The sequence below is a fragment of the Vibrio sp. 10N.222.55.C6 genome (assembly GCF_041473395.1).
Taxonomy (GTDB): domain Bacteria; phylum Pseudomonadota; class Gammaproteobacteria; order Enterobacterales; family Vibrionaceae; genus Vibrio; species Vibrio crassostreae_C.
In genome coordinates this window covers 1-22046 of record NZ_JBFRSD010000014.1, presented here as the reverse complement: position 1 = coordinate 22046, position 22046 = coordinate 1, and the positions used below count along the sequence as shown (strand labels likewise).

The window sequence follows — 22046 nt, the reverse complement described above, 5'->3', positions numbered from 1 at the left end:
TGAATCGGTAGATGTTGATACATTTAGATGAACTCTAAGAAACTAGAAACTTTAGGATCTAGTTTCAAGATATACCAACTTCACTTAGGCTCAGTCGGTAACCCAACAACTAACATCAAATCTCGAGAGATTTTTGATGTTAGTTGTTGGGTAAATGTTAGTTCTCTAATAATTTTATGTCTTACTCTTAATGTTTAGCTATATTTTTTACCAATTGCATGTAATTGATAAATGGGTTGGGTTTGTAGTGGTCTAATGATCTTAGGTACTAAACTAGGTGGTAAATCGCTACTATTAATGCGGGCTCTTATGGTGAAGATCTTTTTCGTTTTTTAGATCATCCCAGGCTGTAAATCAGTTTCATGCATTACTCGTCACTGCGCCTGACTGAATTAAACGAGCTTGCTATGTCTCCTCGATTTTTTATGCAGTCAAACCTATTTATCATTTAAATCTACTTACGAAAAGTTTCTCTCATGCGAACTAAAGAAAGAGCTTCAACATTAATGGAACACTTTGGTGTGATCATGTGTAGCTGCGATATTGTTGGTTACAGCATGTGCTAATCTACAGAGGTTAGGCAAAGAGTTTGCATTTACCTAACCTCTTTGAAGTGAGTTCGTTACAAACTTCATCAGGAAAGACATCCTGACACCGATGACAGTAGTTTTGATAGAATGAGAAGGATCCTAAGACAAAACTATATGTAGCGAAGAGAAGCAGAGGGACTTTCGATAAGAGAAACACAAAGATTTTTGAAACGCTATATCGTTTGTAAATTTCCCTCCATTATATTGAAAGATTTTTCAGTTATGATGTAAGTATTGACATGGGATCGTCAATGCTCCCATGGAGAAGTTATTCATAAATTTGAAAATCGAGTGGACACAAGCTCAGCCGCTATTACCTGATGAGCTACTACAATCGGCAATAGCCTCCTCAAGCAAATGATGAGGCCTATAGATTTAGGATTGGACAAAGGTTGATTCGTGTTGTGATGAGTTGTGTGTGTTGAGCTCTGATTATATTAATGACAGTGGGATTAATTTGCCTTGGGAAGAACCTTAAGTGCCAACGCCAGAAATCAAATATTACGAACTCTCGAATTTCAAAGGTTAAGTCAATAATTATAATTTACCGCCCCTTTCTCTCACTCTTGGATAGAAATTGGCTTCAGAGGCTATTTCTACTATCGTCCCTGAGAAGATTAACTTTAAAATCGACTTAAACCTTGTTGCGTAAATGAAATCCAACTTTGACGAATGTGTTCCTGAAGCTTGCTCTGAAATTACTGATTATTAAATTGAAATTGTCGGTAGGTGCTGTTCCACTCCACAACCGAACAAGCTCGCGAACGTTGTAGGAATACCAATGTCATGCAACCACGCTAACTTTGTAGCAATCTTTATCAACCCTTAGATGGGAAATTACGTTTATCGCTTAATTGGGCTTTATCTTTCTTTAGAGGCAAGAGTATAGTGGTCCAATAAAATTGGTCACGGTTTTCAAGACAATCAATCGTTCTGAGCCAATGAGTGTCAGAACACCATTATACTGATATGGCCTAAGTTGGCTGGAATATCTAATTATGTATTGGATGATTTTTTGAGTCTCTGCAAAGCTGCGATAATTTATTGCGGGAATCCACTTAGTATTTAAGCTTCTAAAAAACGTTCGATTGTCGCCTACTCCCTGCAATTTTTTCGTCGAGATAAGTTTTTTATCTGGAAGCACCGCAGTAATTGATGATACTTTCCACTTATTTAGTGACAGCCTTGGCCGCTGCGGTCCATGATATTTTTAGGTTTCCGACGAGCTTGTAAGCCATCGATAAACTTTATCTCTTGTCCGACTGTTAAACTATCAGCAGAGTCGTGGTTTTTTTAATATTTTCCCCGTCTTGAAATATGTTTATACATTGAGGACTAATTATGACCATCCCAAATAAACACTACGTTAAGAGCACTCAGCGAGATTACACACTAGGCTTTAAATACAGGTTGTGGATACCATTGAAAATGGAGAAATGGATTATTTAGTCAGTTCAAGGAAGAGCACGATGCCGAAATCACCGAGGGCGGCAAGAAGCCTTCGAAAAGAAAGTAAGCGTAATTAGGGCTTGTTCGTTACGCGATATTTATCTTTAATGTGTATATCAGAGAGAAAAATTGTCAAGGTGAGCTTGCACTAAGGCGCTTCATGTCTCGACTAGGAACTCACAAGCTTCACTTCTCTTACTAAAACCTCAATTGATAGCTAAAGGAATAAAGCTGGGCCGCGATGTTTAGTTTAACTACCTTCAAGAAGAGCGGTTGCTGGTTAAGCCAAAATGGAGCTACACCAAAACAATGAAAAAGGCATTGAATGAAAAAACATCCGAATTTGGTAAAATAAATGTTTTCTTCAAAGGTAGAGGAGTTTTTGGTGAGCTACATGACTTATGTTCAATCTGATGAGGGCGTTCATTAGTTGTCATTGTCAACGGACGCCTTCATTCGTAAGATGAACAGGCCAAATAATATGTATGAAAAAACAAAAAATTCCGTTACAGGCTTGCTAAAAATCGTCAACCTATTTAAGACGAGATACCTTCTTTTAAAATTCACGAATTTCTAGTTGTCCAGATGTCATAGGTGAGGCATTAGGGCTTTCTCTCGTAGATCTGTCTAGCGAATAGCAGAACACCGCTTAGCTTTAATTTCGATGTTTGAAGCCACATATGCCAAGCAGATGAACTGTTCTCTTCTAATACTCTCCTACCCTGCCCTCCTACCAGTATCCAAGCACAATGTAGTGTCTCAGTCACACCTTAATTACCGGTGTGATTTACGCTGTGGTATCGACGTTTCATGTTGCTATTTTTTTCTGGTGCAACCGACATATAAAAAATCGAGGTCCAAACTCCTTGGTTACTCGCTGTCTCGCCTTTACTTTGGTTTGGGATAACCAGGGGGCTTGGGGCAATTTATAACTGGTGACCGATTGAATACGTTATTTTAGCTTGGGTCGTAGTGGTGTGTGTTGTCTTGTCTTTTCGCAACTCACTGGCAATATTAGTTTCGCCCTTTTCTTTTTGATTGGGTATCAAGAAGGTTTGATGGGCTTTTATAGAAAAACAGCTTTAGATTGATTTGATTGTGGGAAAATTTGTCAATGCTCAGCCTGAGCATTGACAAATTTCATGGTTTTTTGAAAGATAATGATTAGTGTGCTGATTTGTATTTTTTCCAATAATCAAAGCTGTTGAGTAGGGCAAGCTCAATACCTTGTTCATGGTATTTATACGACACATAAAATCGTTCGATGTAAGCGTAGAAAGATGGGAGACGTTGTTGGAGAGCCGGCCTTTTTTTAGGAGGATGGACACTAACCATTAGGTAACCTATGACTTGTTTATTCTTTTTTGTTTCAGCGACAAAAAAATAGATATTTTTATTGTTTAGCTTCTCCTTCATCATTGATTCCGTAAAAAGTAGATCAATGATTCTGATTTTACTGAAATTGTAATCACTTAAGCTGTATTCGTTCTGCTCTCTCTTGTAATGGCTAATTTTACTGTGGCTGCCTGTTAGTTGCTCGTGACACAGAGCATTGATAGAGGATATGTCGTTGAGCGTCGCTTTTCTTATTAACACCTTAATCTCCTTTTTCCTGTTATCTTTTTGAAGCAAAACGCTAAAATGCGAATTAAAAGATATGTGTGTCCCCTAGTAATTACTAGGGGCTAATAGATGGGGTTGCATATTCGTAATATTCTTTTGCGCGTTGTTTTAAAGCCTGGATTAGCGTATTTGGTAGGTTTCTTTCTTTTATCCAATTTTCAAACACTTCTATTGAGGGAAATGTGACAGAAGAGATTAGGCTTGAGCTTTGAACTAAGTGGTTAAGCCAATAAAGGGTCTGTAGGTCTTCTAGAGGAGTTCTGGGGAGTAGTAGTCTTCCTTTTCTAACTTTTCCTTTGATATAAGGTTTGGCTGAAACCTCAAAGGTTTTACCTTTTGAAAACGGGTCTGGGTCTATCAGGATTGTGCTATATCGTATGTAGAGTAGATATTCCTGCTCTATCTCATCAAGCTCGTTGAAAGAGACTATTTTGTCCTTGGGGATAGTCTTTTCATGTACTCGGTGATGTTCATCATTTAGCAACTGCAGTAGATTAATCGGTTGAGCTGAGTAATGTTCAAGTAGGCGAGAAACTGATTTCCAGTGCAGTAGTAAATCCCTAATCGAACTCATGGTGATTGGCCCTTCTGGGTACAGTTTATACATGTACTTAACTTCGTCTTCCTTAGATAAAATGTGATCTAATGAAAACGTATTGATAATAAAAGCAGGGTGTACATAAGTAGCAATGTTTCTGCCTTCCACACTGAACGAGTTATCTAAAGGGATGACTTGAACATCAATTTTTTCTAAAGCGTTTCGCAAGGCGCTCAATAAACCATCATTGGATTTAGACTGGTAAATATAAACTCGTTTTTTTACTGTTTTGGTTCTGACCGTGAGGACCCTATTTTTGTCCGTCGGGTTAGAAGTAAAATAAGACGTCGCAAAGTAGCTAGAGAAGAGCATTATATTTGGAGAGGCTCCTTTCTTTTTTAACATTCCTTCTAAAATAAGACACCCACCGAGCATTGAGGACATAAGAATGATTTGTTTTAAGTTCTTTAATAAAATTTCAGAAAAGGAAGACAACACATCACAATAGGCGTGAGCTGGAGTGGCTAAAACTAACGTATCCCAAGAGGAGGGAAGGGGAGAGAGCTCTGTATAAAGTTCATTAAACTTAACTAATCCGACTAGTGTCGCTAATTGTGGTTCATTCACCTCACAACAAACAACGTATCCGTGTTGTTTGATTAATCTTTGCCTATTTTCCCACTGAGGGGAGCTTTTGCCGATGAGGGCTATTTTTTGACTAAGAGGAGCCATAATTTGGCTAGTTTGAATGCCGACCGGCCCCGCTCCAGCAACCAATGTGTTCCCTAGTATCATAATGGGCTCTCCATATTTCCATTTTCCTTCTAATTTATATGCTCTAGGTATATTTTTCATTCTCATACCACTACTTTTATAGTGCTACTTTCTAAGTCCATTGTTTATTTAATTATCTTTATTAATTAAAAAAACGGTGATGTCATTTGGTCAGGTTTTCTCATGGCTATGATGCTTTTTTAGAGGGCTTTTAGGTGTTGTTAATATGTTTATTAATATTTAATTTACGCTGAAATTAATACCAAATTTTATTTATTTGATTAATCTTTATTTAAGTTGGGAAGGAGAGGTTTGGGTGTCCGAATAATGGGCTTCTTTAGTTATTTCTAACCAACTTACCCTTAATCGTTGGAAAATGTTTGGAGAGAACCCTATGTCAGCAATTAGCAACAATCAAGAACAGCCTATGGATTCACACTATTTGCCGGAGCCGTATCGAATCCGGGTTATTGAACCAGTTAAAAGAACAACAGAACAAGAGCGAGAGCTGGCGTTAATGAAAGCGGGGTACAATCCTTTTTTGTTAGATAGCGATAAAGTGTTTATCGATTTACTGACCGATAGTGGCACCGGGGCAGTAACGCAGGCCATGCAATCCGCAATGTTGAGAGGTGATGAAGCGTACAGCGGCAGTCGAAGCTATCGGACGCTTAGCCAAACGGTAAAAGATATATTTGGCTATCAGTTTACTATCCCTACACACCAAGGACGTGGCGCTGAACAGTTGTATGTACCTGCCTTGATCAATAAGCGTGAACGAGATAAGGGGCTAGAACGAGAAAAGATGGCCGCATTTTCAAATTACTTTTTTGATACCACTCAAGGGCACACTCAAAAAAATAACTGTCGTGTGATGAATGTGCCTTCTCGTGATGCCTTTAATACTGAAGTTAAGAGAGATTTTAAAGGCAATTTTGACTTGAAAGCGCTCGCGTCTGGCATTGAAGAGATCGGGGCTAAAAATGTGCCCTATATTGTGAGTACGATTACTTGCAATTCTGCAGGTGGTCAGCCAGTTTCTCTTGCCAATTTGAAGGCTGTTTATGAGTTAGCGCAGTTTTATGATATTCCCGTAGTTATGGACTGTGCACGGTTTGCAGAGAACGCCTATTTTGTAAAGCAACGCGAAGAGGGATATGCTGAATGGAGCATTCAAGAGATAACTAGCGAAGCTTTTAAATATGCCGATATCTTTGCTATGTCAGCGAAAAAAGATGCGATGGTTCCTATTGGGGGATTGCTTGCTTTCAAAGATGAAAGCTTGTTAGATGTTCAATTAGAATGCAAAACATTATGCGTGCTATTGGAAGGCTTTCCAACCTATGGCGGGCTTGAAGGCGGTGCTATGGAGCGCCTAGCTGTCGGACTCTATGATGGGATGGAAGAAGATTGGTTAGCTTCCCGTCTTCAGCAAGTTGAATATTTAGTAAATGGTCTTGAAGCGTTAGGGGTTCGTTGCCAGCAAGCTGGCGGTCATGCTGCATTTATTGACGCAGGTGTGCTCTTACCTCATATTCCGCCGGAACAATTCCCTGGGCATGCTTTATCTTGTGAGCTTTATAAAGTGGCGGGTATTCGTGGGGCTGAAATAGGGTCCTTATTGCAAGGGTGTGACCTTGAAACTGGTGAACAACTGCCTTGTCCAGCGGAACTGTTGCGTTTAGCCATTCCCAGAGCAACCTATACGCAAGCTCACCTTGATTACATTATTGCTGCTTTTAAAGAAGTGAAAAAACGCGCCTCATCTATTTCAGGTTTGAAGTTTACTTATGAACCTAAAGTATTGAGACATTTTAACGCTACGTTAGAACCTGCACTCTAAGTTGTACCCCCCTTTGCTGTGAATAAGGGGGGATTTAGTTATTAATAACTAAATTGACGAGGTGTTAGGGGTTTATTGAAGGTTTTTTGCTTGCCTGAACTTGGGAAGAGGCGAGGATTAATTTCAGTTCATCCTTTTTTGTTAAACAGATTTGGCTTGATTGATTATTAAGGTTCACGTTAACAACTTCAAGTTCGTATCGAAAATAGAAATAACTGATTAGTAGGACCGCGAGGGTTGTTGAAGATAAGCCGATGAAAGTCCATTGGTATAATTTTAGATGATTGGTTGCTTTTTTGAGAGGACACGAAAACTTAGAGTGACGTGGTAACTTTATATCTCTCGGCGGGTCTAGTGAGGTTTCAAATTCAGGAATATGAATCTTGTAACCTTTTCTTGGGATGTTGACGATTTTGATGCTATCAAGGTCTAGAACTTTTCTTAGGTTAGTTATCGCGACTGGTAAAGAGTTAGGCCCGATGATATCTGGGCTCCCCCAAGCGGCAATAATTAACTCTTCTTTGGTTGAAATGAGTTGTTCTTTCTTAATCAGAGTTTCAAGGATACAGCTTTCAGGTAGGGTAATTGAAAATGACTTTTGATTGCTAAGCATCAATTGAGCCCCTGATTCATCCCTGTGTAATATACAATTACCTATAGGTAATTGTAGGTTTTCGAGATGCGCTTTTAACATAGTGTTTCTCCATATTTCTAGAGAGCGATGGTTAAGACAGTTAGTTTTTCTAGTGCTTTATATAATGGCTCATTTTTTGAATACTATTTACAAAATTTTGAATAAATTTGAAGTTAAACGAAATATTAGTTAAGGCGTTTTGTTTCATATGAAGCTAAAGGTCAGCTCTTTTCCTCCTTTGTCGTTTAGGTAAAACTGCATCCAACGCCAGTCCTTCTCCTTACAGGCCTTAAAAGTGCAGTGGATATTTTTTCCTTTAACAATATCGTTATCGCAGAAATCTATAAATGATTGAAAAGAGCGGCAGATCAGTGTTTCCATATTAGTAGTCCTTTTGAAAATTTATTCATATACACATCTCTAATTTATCTGTGTAGATGAATGAATTTTAATAAAAAATGATTATTAATAATTTTAGATTACCCATTTGGCAATGGCTAAAATTTAGGCCATTCCTCATAGGATTTTTTTGATAATTTATAAATAAATTATCAAAAAAATCATCTATTTATAGTGATATTTTAGTTTTTTAAAACTGGGGTTTTGGAGGGTTAAACAACAATAAATTTTTGACTAATACTCTCATTCTTCCTGTTTTATATAGTTGCTTCTTCTCTGTCTACGAGATCCCTTGAGCCTGTTATTTTGCTTTTATTCCTCAATTCGTTACGAAAGAATCGGAACTCTTAATCGAGCTGCAGCTATTCATTTTTTGGTGTACTTACTAATCTAATGTTTAGTAGTACAGATTTCATTGCGTTTTGGGGGCGTCTAGCTTGAACTTGGGTCACTAAAAAATAAAATAGGTTAGCTTATGGTCTTTGATGGTCGGCGGAATATTGATTGTTCTAGGGGGTGTAGTGGTCAAAAGTACAGGACACTGGCTGAAGGGCCATTAACTGGTGACAACCCATCATTTTCTTGAGGGCGTTGCCGATTGTAAGGACTCATCAGGTAATAGCCGTTGTCTTTCTTGTCCTGAGCTTGTTCCAGGTAGCTTGTTTCTGGTACCCACTCGGCTTTCAAGCTTCTAAATAACCTTCTATGGGAGTGTTTTCCCAACAATTACCACGAAGGCTCATGCTTTGAGTTGTCCTGGCATCCTTGATATTAATAGAACATCATGTTCTTCGCCGCCCCCGTTTCTTCTAAGCCAGCCCTAAAGTTTTAGATGCTAATTCAGCATTGGACTTATCTGATAAAGGCCAGCCCACAACGCGTCGACTAAATAGGTCAAGCACTACTGCTAAGTAGGCCCACTTCGAACCAGACCTAAGATAAGTAATATCGCCGCACCAAACACTATTTGGAGTACGGATTTTTCTCGTTCTAATCGGTTAATATGGGCTTCTAACTCTTGGATTTTCTTTTACTCAGACGTGAGGGCTTTGGTCGTTGGAGTAACCCTACCTTGCTCAATTTTGAGTTATTCGACCCAGTGTCGTAAAGCTGTTTCACGTATTCCATAGAGCTAGCTGCTTCAGGGATGGAGTCCCCTTGGTCAAGAACCAAGCTTGCAGCATATATTTTTGAATTCAGTAGAAAATGTACGTCTTTGTCGTTTTGCCATTGAACCCCTCATTTATGAGGTCCGGGATCAGGATGCCACTACAGGAGAGAGCCTTTTGGACGTGAGAAGAATTAAGCCTTATCATTATTTATTAATAATAAATTAATGGTCTTTATATTTGGCTAAGATAATAATTCGATTGTTAGGTTCACCTAGAATCAAACACTCTGCACTTAGCCAATTTTTGGGTTATAAGGATGAAGTTACCCTAGGTCAAATAGAATAAGGAAGGAAGTTTCCCAAGCCAACTTGTTCTTGATGGTTTAGTCGCTTGTAGTCATCCTATTTTTTCGATTTGGCGATAGAGGGAGGTGACAAACAAGTGGTTAATTAAAATGATGGAGGTACTTCATCGGCGGGGGGGGGGGTAGAGTTTGACGAGGCCAAACTCATTGTAGGGCTTAGTTTTTACTGATTTGGAGACCATTTTCTTTGCATCATCAGTGAGTATTCTATCTTTAGTCTTCCATTATCCTTTCCGCAAGTGCGTTCTGATAAGAGTCATAATTGTATTTGTAACTCTCTAATTTCATGTTGGATATGTGTCAACCTTATTTAGGACGGGTTAGGTGAAAGATAAAGGCTCTAATTTGAGAGAAATACAAATATAATAATAATTCAGAAAAGGCAGAACACATGATGTCCAACATTAGTTTACAAGGCTTAGACAAACTAGATCGTAAAATTCTATCGAATCTACTCTCCAATGGGCGAGAATCGATTGCTAACCTTTCTCGCAACATCGGCTTGTCGCGAACAGCAGTCGCTGAACGTATCAACAGACTTGAAAAAACCGGTATTATCAAAGGGTATACGGCACAAATAAGAGTAGAAAATGACGGGAGAAAAGCGGCAAGTTATTTGCTGATTTCTTGTGAAAAAGGTAAGAAAAATGATGTAAGTAATGCGTTAAAAGAACTACCTGAAGTCAGACTTACAAGCATTGTTGGTGGTACCTACGACATTATTTCTTTGATTGAAGCACCTGACCTGCAATCAATACACCATTTATGTAATGAGATAGAGTCGTTCAATGGCATTCGCTCTCTCAATACAACAGTAGTGCTACACCAACCAATCAGTCGTTAAAAAGAAAGCCGCTCTTATGAGTAATGCCGATCAGTTAAAGCCAAAGTGATCGGTTGAACGATCCTCCAGAGCTGTCAAAATCCAAGTGTATTTAATGCACTTGGATTTTTTTATGGATGTTTCTCAAGCTCTAAACATAATTAATGATTGGAAACCTAGCAACATTGAAACTTTGTCTGACTTGCTTCCAATTGAACTCATCGACGAATCTTATTCTCTTACTGATACCGTCACGATGAGAAAGAGAAAGTTAACTCTAGAATCCATGGTGTGGCTGCTTGTTGGAATGGCCATCTATAACAATAAGTCCATGAAAGATTTAGTTAACCAACTTGATATTGTACGACCGTACAGGTAAAGCTTTTGTCGCACCAAGTGCGTTGACTCAACGTCGAAAGACGTTGGGTGAAGACGCAATAAAAGCGGTCTTTGAGCGAATGACTACGTCATGGTTGAAAAGCGCACAGTTACCCTAGTGGAATGGGTTAACGCTTCTTGGTGTCGATGGCGTTGTTTGGCGAACGCCCGATAACCCGCAAAATGAAAATGCATTTTCTCGACAAAAAGGGACACAATATCCGCAAGTGAGAATGGTCTGCCAAATGGAACTAAGCAGTCACATTATCACGGCAAGTGCCTTTGATAATTACAATACAAACGAAATGGTATTAGCTGAAAAATTGATAGAAACAACACCAAACCATAGCGTGACAATGTTCGATAAGGGGTTCTATTCTTTAGGCTTATTACATAAATGGCAAGACTCTGGCTCAGAGCGTCATTGGCTTATCCCCCTCAAGAAAAATACACAATATGACATTGTTCAATCTTTAGGGCGAAATGACAAACTTGTTCAATTACACAGTAACCCAAGGGCTAGAAAGCTATGGCCTGATTTACCAAAGTCGATAACCGCTCGACTTGTCACTCGTAAAATTAAAGGAAAAGACTACCAAGTATTAACCTCCATGACGGACTCCCTGCGTTACCCATCAAAAGATATTGCAGGCCTTTATGAACATCGTTGGGAAATAGAGCTAGGCTACCGAGAGCAAAAACAATACATGCTTGGAAACCGTCTTACGCTGCGAAGTCGTTTACCAGAGCTGGTCAAGCAGGAGTTATGGGGCATCTTGCTTACTTACAATTTAATCCGATATCAGATGGTCGAGCTCTGCTTCAATTTAAAGGGAAATTACCTTCCTTATCAACTGAGTTTTAACGGCACATTAGCTCATGTATCGGCGTTACTTGTAGGCTTACCTTACTCAACACCAGGAGCAATACCTCGTCAGTTAAAGGGGTTTCACAACATGGCTGAAAGCTTAATACTTGAAGGGCGAAGGGAAAGAACATTCCCTAGAACAGTTAAGCCTAGACCACAGCCGGTATGCTAAGAACAAAAATGCCGTTCACTCACAAGTGAACGGCATTACCTAATTTGAGAGCCTTTATCTTTTTATAAAGTTGATTGGTGGTGTTTACCTAACACTGATTGGATAGCTTTATCGAGTTCAGCTTGGACATCCTTTGATAAGCGACCAAATTCATACGAAAAGTTTCGACCTTTAACACGCTTACGAGCAAACATACCTTTACTGTCGAACTCTGCTAGAGGAGTAATGACAGCTTTGTCTAATTCTTGCTTGGCTTCAACGATCTTTAACTCAACTTTAATGTAAGCAATCAGAGCGTCTTTAGCGTCTTCTTGGCTCTGCTCAGCCTGAGCGTTGACAGCATTATCGGCTATTTTTTTAATGAAGCTGCTCAAGGCTTTCTTGTCATCGGCGAACGCTTTCATCACCTTAGCCAAGAGGGAGTAATCAGCATGAGACAAGTCGTTAACGACAGGGAATAGGGCAATCAGCTTACTGTCAATACTGGCTGCTTTCAGCGCTCGACCTACCGCTTGACGGCTAATATTTAAGATTTTTGCCGCATCTTCTTGAGTTAGCTCACCGTTCTTCATCAGAGTTTGACATTGCAAACCAATTTCACGCTGGTTGTGCTCTTTGGCGGTTTGCAGCTGCTTAGCCAGCGCTTTGGCATCGGTGGTAGAAAGCTCGTTTTGAGTGACTAGAATTCGGAATGTTTTTACACGACCTTCTTGAAATAAAAACCAAGCACGACGGCGAGAGCCATCAAGAATATCAATGCGACCATTAATTTCTCGGCCAACGGCTGGATAGAACTGCTGAAACTCTAACGAGTTCAAATCTTCCAATGATTCTTTGGTTAACAGAGACTGGTCACGACCATTAACATCAAAGGTCACAAATGAGTTCTGCTTAACTTGTTCGTGTGACAGTGTAACTTCATTGAAAGTGGCAGTTGAACCAGAAGCTAATTGCCAAACCATTTTCTGGCCAACAGACTCTAATCCAAACTTAGTTCTAAGGTAGTCTTCAGCGTTTTGCCCGCTTTTCTCTAGCTCGGTGCTGAGTTGACTTGTTAGAGTGTCTAAATTTGCTTTGGCCGCTGATTGCTGCGCTTGAGCTGAACCAGGAGCATTGCCTAAAGGGCTCCCGCCACGTTTCTTCGCCATTATTTGTTCTCCTGTTCACGCCAAACGTTCAGAATATCGCGCAAGATCTGACTTGTAACTTCATAGCTGTTTTGTTGCGCGCTTTGGAAAGTTGCTTTGCTTTTCGGGTATTCACTTTTCGACATATCAAACACCGTCGAGAGTAGGGAAGATGACTGACGAACGGCCTCACTATGCTTAAACTCTTTTGAGTACAAGTAAGGAGAGAAGTTGTCGTACAGGTTGTTCATTAATTCGGTAGTGGTTGAGCTATCACGATGGTTAGTCAGTAAGATCTTCATGAAGTCGTAGCCTTCATGGTTGGCGTTCTCTAACAGGGCCCACACCTGAGGAATGTAGCTGAAGTAAGAGCAGGTAGCATCAATGTCGTTTTCGGTAATCGACAATGGGAAGACCACATTCGTTGCGGCAAAATACGCATTGAAGGTTGCATAACCTAGTGAAGGAGGGGTGTCGATAATAATGATATCAAACTCATCTTTTACACTATCGATGATGTCTTTAAGTAGTGAATAAGGTGAATTTAAGGTTTGACTGAATACTTGCTCATGAAACCAGCCTTCCATCGCTCGGTCACTTTGCGCGGCAGGCAAAATGCGCAGGTTTGGAATGGTAGTTTCAAGAAAGGCTTCAGAGATGACTTGATCAACGGTTTCGCCTTCATCGAGGTCGAACGTTTTCATCATCAAGTCACCAACAGACAAGTTACCTTCTTGCTCGGCTTCGGGCGCGTAGTACATCGATAGCGTGGCTTGGCCATCCATATCGATTAGACCAACACGATACTCTTGATGAAACTCGGTCGCTAAACCTGATGCGATAGTCGCGGCAGAAACGGTTTTACCAACACCGCCTTTTTGGTTCTGGATAACCATCACTTGCGCCTTTTGCTGCTCACTGCGTATGAACTTAGCGTCTTTACGTAGATTATCTGGTAGTAAGTTACGTACCTTGTACATTTCCGCGATATCGATCGACCATTGTGAGTCTTCATGACGACGGGGATCTATCGCAGCGGCGGTAACATACCGATCAAGCGTTTTTGCATCAATGCCAAGGTAGGCCGAGGCTTCTGCTCGGGTAAAGTTACGCAGCTCTTTGCGATGATTGGCCAGTAAACGTTGATTACGACGCTGAATGTAAGCGTCTGCACCGATTTTAAGCGCTTGAAATGTGTTTGTAGTGTTTTGATTATCCATTTCTGCCTCCGGGTAGGGATAAGAAATAGTATATACCTCAATTTTTGATGTTGGTATAAAAAATTGAGGTGTTTTCGATTTTAAATAAATGATTGTGACAGGTTGATAAAGGAGAGCGCTTAAATTACCTATTAATTACGAGTATTCATTTTTCAAATCCCTCTTAATAACTCCTGACTAACAATGAAAGTTGAGCTGAGTCGTACAACTTCGATGAAAAAAAAAGGAAGTTATTGATATGATTGAGAATGTAGCATTTACGAAAAAGACTAAGCGTTTTTGGCTAACGCTTGTGGGATCGGTTGTGTTTGTTACGCCAACGTTGATTCATGCGGCTGAAGACCAGGATTTAAAGGGAGCTGTGGATTATTATGTTTTTGGTTTAACGTCCAGTGAGAGCTTGCCGAACAAAGACAGCAGTGCGGCAGCTGGTATTGCACGGATTACATTGAATTGGCGAGCTTACCAAAAAGAGAGTGATACCGGAGCTTTGCAGCTGAGGGTTGATCATAAGCACGGTTATACAGAGAGTACGCCCTCTGAATTTGTCATGGAGAATGTCGGAGGGTTTGGTGTAATCCAACCAGCTTTTAGTGATATAGGTTTAAGGTTAACGAATCTTTATTGGACACAAACCTTTAATAAACAATCTACTGATATGATGGTTGGTTTTTTAGATGCAACTGATTATGTTGATACTTATCAGTTGGGTAACCCTTACTATGGTTTTTCTAACTTACAGTTTAGTACCGGTTCCGGTTCTATCCCAATCCCAGATGAATCAACATTCGGCGGCGTTCTACGCCATATGATGTCGGAAAACTATTATTTTTATGCAAGTTTCTCTGATGCAAAAGCTGATTCGACTAAGCCTTTCGATGGTGTTGAACAGTTCATCAATGATAATCAATATTTTAAGTCCCTAGAAATAGGTTGGGTGGAGTCGAAAGACGATTTTTATTTGAAGAATTCACACCTAACAGTTTGGCACAGTGATGGAAAAGAGAAAGCTAGCGAAAACTATGGCGCAAATTGGTCGTCCATATATAAAACCGGCTCATGGATACCATTTTTCAGAGCCGGTGTCGCGCAAGGACCTGAGGCTCTATACAAATCTTCGGTCGTGTTTGGTACTGGGTATGAGGCAGGACCTGGCATGCTAGGCATCGCCTTGGGTTGGGCTAAGCCCAACTCTGCTAATGTAGCTGATGACTCTTACAACTCTGAAATCTATTACCGAATGAACTGGGGTGCGCTCTCGTTAACTCCTAATGTTCAATATCTTTATTCTTTACCGAAGAACTCAGAAGCTGATGACAGTTGGATTATTGGTTTAAGAGGTAATCTTCACTTTAGTTTCTAGTCTCTCAAAGCTCTCCCGAGCTTGAAATTCGGAAGAGCTTTTCTTCAATATTGCCCTTATAAATAAATTAATTATTAATAATTAATTTATAAAAAATGCAAAAGTTATTTATTTTTATTTGAGTAGTTAATGACATTGTGGAAATCATGATTGCCAATAAAAAAAGAAGAGAAGGCGATTTCTCTCGAGATAAAATTCAGCAAAAATACAATGTGCTTGAAGGCGCTCGACAAAGAATTTGCTATCTTTTCGACAACTTTAACCATTTCTATGTTTCCTTCTCTGGAGGGAAAGACTCTGGCGTCCTTTTAAATCTGACTATTCAAGAAGCGAAAAAGCGTGGTCGATTACCTGTCGATGTACTCATCGTGGACTTTGAAGCTCAGTATCATGAAACTCATGCCTTCATTGAGCGCATGGTACTGGACGGAGAAATTAACCCCTATTGGGTTTGTTTACCGCTCAGCTTAAGGAATTCAATCTCACAGTTTCAGCCTAAATGGCTTTGTTGGGATCCTGCTAAAGAAGCGCAATGGGTCAGGGACCGACCACCGCATAAAGGCGTGATTTCAAACCCGGATGTATTCCCTTTTTTCCAAAACGGGATGGAGTTTGAAGACTTTGTTTTTAAGTTTGCTCATTGGTACCAAAAGGAAAGGGGTGAGCCAATCGCTGTGTTAATCGGTATACGTGCTGATGAATCTTTACATCGCTTCAATACCATTAAAAATAGGTCCAAAAAAAAATTTTCAGATAAATATTGGACGACTAAAATGCAGCCAAATGTGTATATGGCTTATCCCTTATACGATTGGAAAACTAAAGATATTTGGGTTGCGAATTACCGCTTTAGTTGGGATTACAACCGTATTTACGACTTAATGCATAAGGCCGGCGTCCCTCTTTCACAGCAGCGGCTTTGCCAACCTTTTGGCGATGAGCAAAGAAAAGGGCTGTGGCTATATCAAATATTAGAACCTGATACCTGGCAAAAATTAGTTGCCAGAGTAGAAGGATGTAACTTTGGTGCTCGATACTCAAAAAGTCAGGGGCGTATCCTTGGTTATTATCGCTTTGAATTACCACCGGGGCTTAGCTACCGGCAATACAGTAAATACCTTCTGAAAACCATGCCGCCACATGTAGAAAAACATTACCGAGACCGAATTTTTAAGTTCTTACAGTGGTGGCGTAAAAACGGTCCTCAAAAAGGAGTGACCTGCATCCCTGATTACGCAGAGAGTAAATTGGAATCTAGGAAGCAAGTTCCTAGTTGGAGAAGAATTTGTAAAGTACTGATTAAAAATGACTATTGGTGCCGAGGACTCTCTTTTGGGTACAACAAGTCCTTAGCAAAACAATACCATGCCCTCTATGGAGAAGAAGAGTGATACGAATGGAAAGTGAACCTACTCTAGCTTATCAGCATCGCACCAAGAAGCCGTTGAAATCTATCAATAACACGGACAAACAAGTCATTGATAAGGTCGCAATTTACAATAAAGCAGCCAAAGTACTCATCGAGCTTATTCCTGATTTACCGCCAGCTTGTCATGTTGAAATGATCCCACTTGATGAAATAGAAGCTAATCAATACAACCCAAATAAAATGGCGCCTCCAGAAAGCAAACTCCTAAAAACGTCGATGGAGAAAAATGGTTTAACTATGCCTATTTTGGTTAATCGTTTGAATACTTCGGTCAAAAAATACGTTGTCATCGATGGGTTTCATCGTTATCAATTATTATTGAACCACCCAGAGCTGCAAACCCTAACGGGGTACATCCCCGCGGTGGTCCTTAATTTGCCTGAAGAAAATTGCATATCGACTTCTGTTCGCCATAACCTGGCGCGTGGCTCACACCAAGTTGAACTGATTGCAGATCTGATTATTCAACTCAAAGAGATGGGATGGGCAAATCATAAAATTTGTTACGAATTGGGAATGGATAAAGATGAAGTTCTACGATTACAGCAAGTCACAGGCCTCGCTGCTGCCTTTAAAGATCAAGAATTTTCACAGTCCTGGGAGTAATTGATTTTTTAGCAATCACGCCGTAAACCCTCGCCAGCTCTGAGGGCGGGGAGATAAGGCGAAAGTGCGATAGCACTTTAAGATAGACAGCCCGAAGCAGTTGATATACGACTGTTCATGAATACAGTTAAGGATTTTGAGTGTTAAGAGCAACTAAGGCACGCATTTACCCAACGTAAGAGCAATCTGAGTTTTTAATAGCTCAGTTTGGCGTTGTGCGAACCACAAAGCTCTACATTTAAAGTCGCATATGTACCGCAAGCTTCCGAAAATGAAACCTGTAGAGGCGAACATTCACCGTGAAATTGTAGGTAAAGTTAAAAGTATTACTGTCAGGTTGAGTAAAACAGGTAAGTTCTACGCATCTATCCTTGTTGATGATGGAGTGGAAGCGCCTAGTTTGCTTCATACAGTGAGTAAGGTGACAGGTATTGATCTTGGTCTGTCTCACTTTACTATTGAATCGAACGGCAGAAAGACAGCTAACCCCAGATTTATAAAGCGTGCTGAGAAGAACCTCAGACGTAAGCAGAAGTAGTTATCTCGTAAAGCTAGATTGCTATTAGCTAAATGCGATGAAAAAGTCGCTAACGCTCGCGCTGATTTTCAACACAAACTCTCTCGAACTCTCGTAGACAAAAACCACGCTGACCCCCCAAAAGATAGACGTTATTCTGTTAAGTGTAAGTGGTCAACATTTCGGACACTGATTTAAGCCTATTTTCGGCATTTACTGGCGACAGCCCATGAGTTGCGTGCTGAGGCCGAGGCCGATTGTAGTAACTCATCAAGTAATAGCTCATATCTTTCCTTGCCTGAAATTGTGGCATCAGGCTTATCTGATAAAGACCATTCCACAACGCGTCGGCTTAAGTAGGTCTACTTCGAACCAGACCCAATCTAAGTAAGATCATCGCGTCTAGCCTCTCCAATTTTGCATGTTTATATCGATGCGAACCTGGCTGATTACTCATTAACCAGCTTCACGCATTCTCTGACGAACCTTAAATCCCCCCCGATTTTGACACCTTCTGCACTCAACATCGAAACAATATTTTTTAGTTAGGTTAACTAGGTAGAAATATTAGGCTAATTTAGAATTTAATTAATATGTCATTCCTAAAATTAAGTTCTAGATTCTAGGTTCTAGCGCTTTTTTGTGCCTCCTAGCTTGTAAGGGGAGCAGTCTAAAAGAGCAATTGAACTAAAGAAAAGAAAGGTATTTATTTATGTCTAGTATGAAACAGGTAAGGAGCACAACCCCGCCTTCAATGATTGGAGGAGCCTGTATTGTCGCTTGTATTTGCGTCGGCGCTGGTATGCTTGGACTTCCCGCTGCAGGGGCTGGGGTCTGGACCATCGGTGCTTTAATGGCTTTGCTCTTCACTATGCTCATTATGACAACCAGTGGTTGTCTGTTACTCGAAGTTTTAAAAGATTATCCATACAGGTCGTCTTTTTCTTCCATCACAAAAGATTTGTTAGGAAAAGAGGTTAATTTTTTTAATAACTTAATGATCTACTTTGTGGGAGGGATTTTACTGTACGCTTACATCACTTCATCTGGACTGATCATTAAGGAGTACTTTGGCCTTTCCCCTAAACTAGCTTCTATCCTTTTTGTGCTTATCTTTTCTGGACTAGTTTGGCATTCAACAAAAACAGTTGACCGCATTTCCATGGTGTTGATGCTATTTATGATTATCAGCTTTATTTTTGGGACTGCTGGCCTTTGGTTTAATGTTAATCTTGTTACTTTGTTGGATACTGCTCACTTAAAGTTTGAGTATGCGCAATACGTATGGGGGTTTTTCCCTATTGCTTTAACTTCATTTGGATACCAGCACAGCGTCTCCACTCTGCGAGACTACTACCTTGATGAAAGGCTCGCACAAAGGGCGATTGTAGGCGGAACGCTCATGGCGTTCTTTATCTACACCATTTGGCTATTAAGTATCTATGGTAATTTACCAAGAATTAGCTTCGGCCCTATAATTGCAGAAGGTGGAAATATAGACATCTTACTCATCAGCTTAAAAGCAGTGTTGGCTGAAGAAACCCTATCAAATGTCATTAGTGCTTTTTCAGCGGCGGCCATTTTGTCGAGTTTTATTGGGGTAGGGTTGGGTGTGTTTGATTTTTTGGCCGATCTTTTTCAATTTGATGCTACCTCCAAAGGAAGAACCAAGACCTGGGCGGTTACATTTATTCCGCCTCTTATTTTTTCTCTTCTTTTTCCTTTTGGTTTTCTTAGCGCAATTGGTTATGCAGCGTCTGCCGCTGCGATTTGGGCATGTATCGTACCGGCATTGTTAGTAAGGAAATCGAGACTACAAAGACCAGCGTTTAACAACCTTGAAGAGAGTGAAGAAGATCAGAAAAAATCGAAGGCTTACCAAGTGCCTGGAGGAGAGTTGGTGTTGGTTGGTGTGTTTATCTACGGTGTGAGCATCATCGTTATCAACGTACTAGTCCTGTTCGAAGCGCTGCCCGTTTTTGACGGCGTCTAGCCTTATTAATTTTAAAATTACCCATCCAAAAGATTCAAATCACGGTCAAGGACGAGCAACCCGAGCGCTGAGGGGCGTGGTTATTTGCCGATCGAGCCCTATTAGGACGGTTTTAAAATAAACTCTAGCGGCAAAATCTTGGGTTCCGAGTAAATTTAAATAAAGTAAGCATGAACAAGAAGGATTAGTGATGAAAGTGAGTGTCTATATCGATCAAGTGTTGTTCAAACAAGCACTCAGAGCCGCCAAAAGCTCTGGACTGACCCCGTCCCAAACCATTGCCCATTGGGCGGCAATGGGTCAATTCATGGAAACCAAATCCCTCGGATCGCTGAGGCTCATACAGAGTGGCCCTAGAAAGAAGTAAATTTCCAGCGTTTTCATCGCTCTGGCGAAACCTTGGAGCCCCAGTAAACATCGTTAATAAAGACATTGAAAAGCCGAGCCAGCCCTCGGCCTTTCGATAGCGTTGCCGACGGAACTTGAATGTTCCGTACACAGATGGCCAGAGAAGAATGGCTCTTATGGATGTTTGAAATTCTTGAGAACCAAGTGATAGACAGAAACTCTGAAGCGCCGGCGGATTGCGTGGTGATTTCTGGCGCAATTTTACTCGACGTCCAAAAGAAATGAAGCGTTGGGAAGTATGAATAGAACTCCCCATGCTCCTTGGTGAGCGCAGTTAATTCGGGGACGGTTAGCTTTGCTAAATCCTTGCAATAACGGTCATATTGTCTACCAACACTGTCATTTTTCTCGCACCATCTTGTTGTCGAAAATTTGCATAATGTCCGTCCATCGGGGCATTCTACTCTAGCGCTTGAATGCTTTTTGCGTAAGACCGCACCACATTATATTTCATCTCATTAACGGTATAATTGAGTTTTTTAAAATCCAAACTTGGGGAAGAACTAAAATACTTACCGTTTGTGTCGCCAAGTTAAGCCTTCTATCACTTTAAGCAATCGCTTTTCGTATTGTTCCGCTCCGTCTCATTAAGTGAGCAACACATTTTCAGCGGTGGTGTTCGTGATAGTTAATAACGGGCTGATGAGCCTCTGGGCCTCAACAGAAAACGTCACTTTGCCTTGTTTTATAACGATAATTTTTCCCGTCTCAGCCGTATAGCCGTGGGGTCGTTCATTAAGGTAAACTGATCACGGTCGAGTACTTCAAGAGCGTCTTGAGACGTTTTTAGTTCAACGGTTAGTTCAGCTGAACTAAAGATGCACACCTTTAGCTTGGTAAAAAACACGGCAAGGATTAACCACGAATTCACGAGAATTGAGGTGTTTAAGATCAGGAGGAAGACGCCCCGCCCAGACTCGGGGAATTAGCTGAGGCGTTCGACTCTTTCGAAGATGTTTTGAACGAGTTGTTTGGCAGCGAGCAGGTTTTCAAGGGCAATGTATTCCGCGAATTATTGAGAGTCGATAACGCGGGCTCACTCCAAATCCCTTCAGCCATTTTGACATTTTTCCTTGCTTCATCAGGACCCAGTGCTTTGCCTTTGAGATTGCGAGTTCACCGCCAGCAAGCCCTTCGAGAATAGCCAAACGGTTTTGCATAAACTGGTGTCCACATCAACCAGATACGTAGAGGGGGTCCCATGTTCGGTGAACAGCACTGGCTAGGTCTGTGAGGGTTTTGGTCGCTTGACGCTTAAGGGAAGTAATAAGCTCGACTTTCATGAGAAGGACTCCAACAGAAGACTCAAGTGATACTATTGAATCACTTGAGTCTAGTAAGTTTAGTGGAGAGAAATGCAAAGCGTTGGGAGTTACACTAAACAGTTTGTTATGCCTTTAATTGATAGGTCGCCTTTGAGGTGTATTCTGCCACACCTAAAATGCTAAAAACCCCGCCTATTGTTGTAAAATTGCACGCCCCTTCTTTTGCACAAGCAGAGAGGTTTTTATTAAACCAAGCTCTCGTAAAATAACCCGATTCTTTTAAATGTACGTAAGCGAACTGGAATTCAGAGAGAGTCACTCCTTTTTCATAGAAAGACGCTTTTTTAGAATGAGAGGGAATACGATAGATTAACGCCTCTTCACCTCTTCGTATGCCGAGACCTTTGATTACAAAGTCAGTTTTCATTTCTGGTTTTTGAATAACTCGACCTACTTCTTTAGCCAGTTCTCGGATGACCTTTTCCATTTTTCCTCCTGAGGTATAGATGGCCTTGTTAGGTGTCTTATTTTCGGTGTTTTTCAAGGTAGTT

At 40.6% G+C, this 22046-nt stretch carries 14 protein-coding genes and 4 pseudogenes; 8 read left to right on the top strand and 10 right to left on the bottom strand.

All coding sequences use genetic code 11. From position 1 onward, the window contains the following. Nucleotides 1-3203: 3203 nt before the first annotated feature. Nucleotides 3204-3635 carry a GNAT family N-acetyltransferase gene (locus tag AB4486_RS11715; protein ID WP_371996046.1) on the bottom strand — a complete coding sequence of 144 codons (432 nt, stop codon included), beginning with the start codon at nt 3633-3635 and terminating at the stop codon, nt 3204-3206. An 82-nt stretch (nt 3636-3717) separates the two neighbouring features. Continuing rightward, the gene (locus AB4486_RS11710; protein WP_017102562.1) at nt 3718-5061 is read right to left on the bottom strand and encodes an opine metallophore biosynthesis dehydrogenase; all 1344 of its coding nucleotides are present in this window, start codon (nt 5059-5061) and stop codon (nt 3718-3720) included. A gap of 340 nt (nt 5062-5401) precedes the next feature. On the opposite strand from AB4486_RS11710, the gene tnaA reads away from it, so the two are divergent. After that, a complete protein-coding gene (gene tnaA / locus AB4486_RS11705; protein ID WP_029203693.1) occupies nt 5402-6817 on the top strand; it encodes a tryptophanase in 1416 nt (471 codons plus the stop codon). A gap of 64 nt (nt 6818-6881) precedes the next feature. Here the strand turns inward: tnaA and AB4486_RS11700 are convergent, their stop codons facing one another. From AB4486_RS11700 to AB4486_RS11690, 3 genes and pseudogenes are all read right to left on the bottom strand, one after another. Next, nucleotides 6882-7511 (bottom strand): winged helix-turn-helix domain-containing protein, encoded by a 630-nt coding sequence (locus tag AB4486_RS11700; RefSeq protein WP_016800058.1) that lies wholly within the window; start codon nt 7509-7511, stop codon nt 6882-6884. Nucleotides 7512-7655: 144 nt separating this feature from the next. Beyond that, a complete protein-coding gene (locus tag AB4486_RS11695) occupies nt 7656-7832 on the bottom strand; it encodes a hypothetical protein (RefSeq protein WP_016800056.1) in 177 nt (58 codons plus the stop codon). A 543-nt stretch (nt 7833-8375) separates the two neighbouring features. Further along, nucleotides 8376-9081: pseudogene (locus tag AB4486_RS11690) on the bottom strand (DDE-type integrase/transposase/recombinase). A gap of 636 nt (nt 9082-9717) precedes the next feature. Here AB4486_RS11690 and AB4486_RS11685 point away from each other — a divergent pair. Continuing rightward, nucleotides 9718-10170 carry an Lrp/AsnC family transcriptional regulator gene (locus tag AB4486_RS11685; RefSeq protein ID WP_017062578.1) on the top strand — a complete coding sequence of 151 codons (453 nt, stop codon included), beginning with the start codon at nt 9718-9720 and terminating at the stop codon, nt 10168-10170. A 112-nt stretch (nt 10171-10282) separates the two neighbouring features. Beyond that, a pseudogene (locus AB4486_RS11680) lies at nt 10283-11610 on the top strand (IS4 family transposase). 19 nt (nt 11611-11629) lie between these two features. On the opposite strand, the gene AB4486_RS11675 reads toward AB4486_RS11680, so the two are convergent. Together AB4486_RS11675 and AB4486_RS11670 are read right to left on the bottom strand one after the other, a co-directional pair. Then, nucleotides 11630-12715, bottom strand: coding sequence for a ParB family protein (locus AB4486_RS11675; RefSeq protein ID WP_017102337.1), 1086 nt, complete (start codon nt 12713-12715; stop codon nt 11630-11632). After that, a complete protein-coding gene (locus tag AB4486_RS11670; RefSeq protein ID WP_016800054.1) occupies nt 12715-13914 on the bottom strand; it encodes a ParA family protein in 1200 nt (399 codons plus the stop codon). Before AB4486_RS11670 ends, AB4486_RS11675 begins: the two co-directional genes overlap by 1 nt. A gap of 238 nt (nt 13915-14152) precedes the next feature. Here AB4486_RS11670 and AB4486_RS11665 point away from each other — a divergent pair, with 238 nt between their 5' ends. From AB4486_RS11665 to AB4486_RS11645, 5 genes are all read left to right on the top strand, one after another. Then, a complete protein-coding gene (locus tag AB4486_RS11665; protein ID WP_017102338.1) occupies nt 14153-15277 on the top strand; it encodes a carbohydrate porin in 1125 nt (374 codons plus the stop codon). Between the two features lie 146 nt (nt 15278-15423). Next, nucleotides 15424-16668, top strand: a complete 1245-nt coding sequence (locus AB4486_RS11660; RefSeq protein ID WP_017102339.1) for a DUF3440 domain-containing protein — start codon at nt 15424-15426, stop codon at nt 16666-16668. Nucleotides 16669-16673: 5 nt separating this feature from the next. After that, nucleotides 16674-17312 (top strand): ParB/RepB/Spo0J family partition protein, encoded by a 639-nt coding sequence (locus AB4486_RS11655; RefSeq protein ID WP_017102340.1) that lies wholly within the window; start codon nt 16674-16676, stop codon nt 17310-17312. A 271-nt stretch (nt 17313-17583) separates the two neighbouring features. Next, nucleotides 17584-17850, top strand: a complete 267-nt coding sequence (locus tag AB4486_RS11650; RefSeq protein ID WP_229648116.1) for a transposase — start codon at nt 17584-17586, stop codon at nt 17848-17850. A 691-nt stretch (nt 17851-18541) separates the two neighbouring features. Continuing rightward, a complete protein-coding gene (locus AB4486_RS11645) occupies nt 18542-19822 on the top strand; it encodes an aromatic amino acid transporter (protein WP_029222809.1) in 1281 nt (426 codons plus the stop codon). A gap of 1232 nt (nt 19823-21054) precedes the next feature. Here the strand turns inward: AB4486_RS11645 and AB4486_RS11640 are convergent. From AB4486_RS11640 to AB4486_RS11630, 3 genes and pseudogenes are all read right to left on the bottom strand, one after another. Next, nucleotides 21055-21289, bottom strand: a pseudogene (locus tag AB4486_RS11640) (type II toxin-antitoxin system RelE/ParE family toxin); the annotation flags it as partial. Continuing rightward, nucleotides 21280-21513, bottom strand: a pseudogene (locus AB4486_RS11635) (prevent-host-death family protein); the annotation flags it as partial. The pseudogenes AB4486_RS11640 and AB4486_RS11635, both read right to left, overlap by 10 nt. A gap of 106 nt (nt 21514-21619) precedes the next feature. Continuing rightward, nucleotides 21620-22046: hypothetical protein (locus AB4486_RS11630; RefSeq protein WP_372117237.1), on the bottom strand; the 427-nt coding region annotated here is incomplete at its 5' end.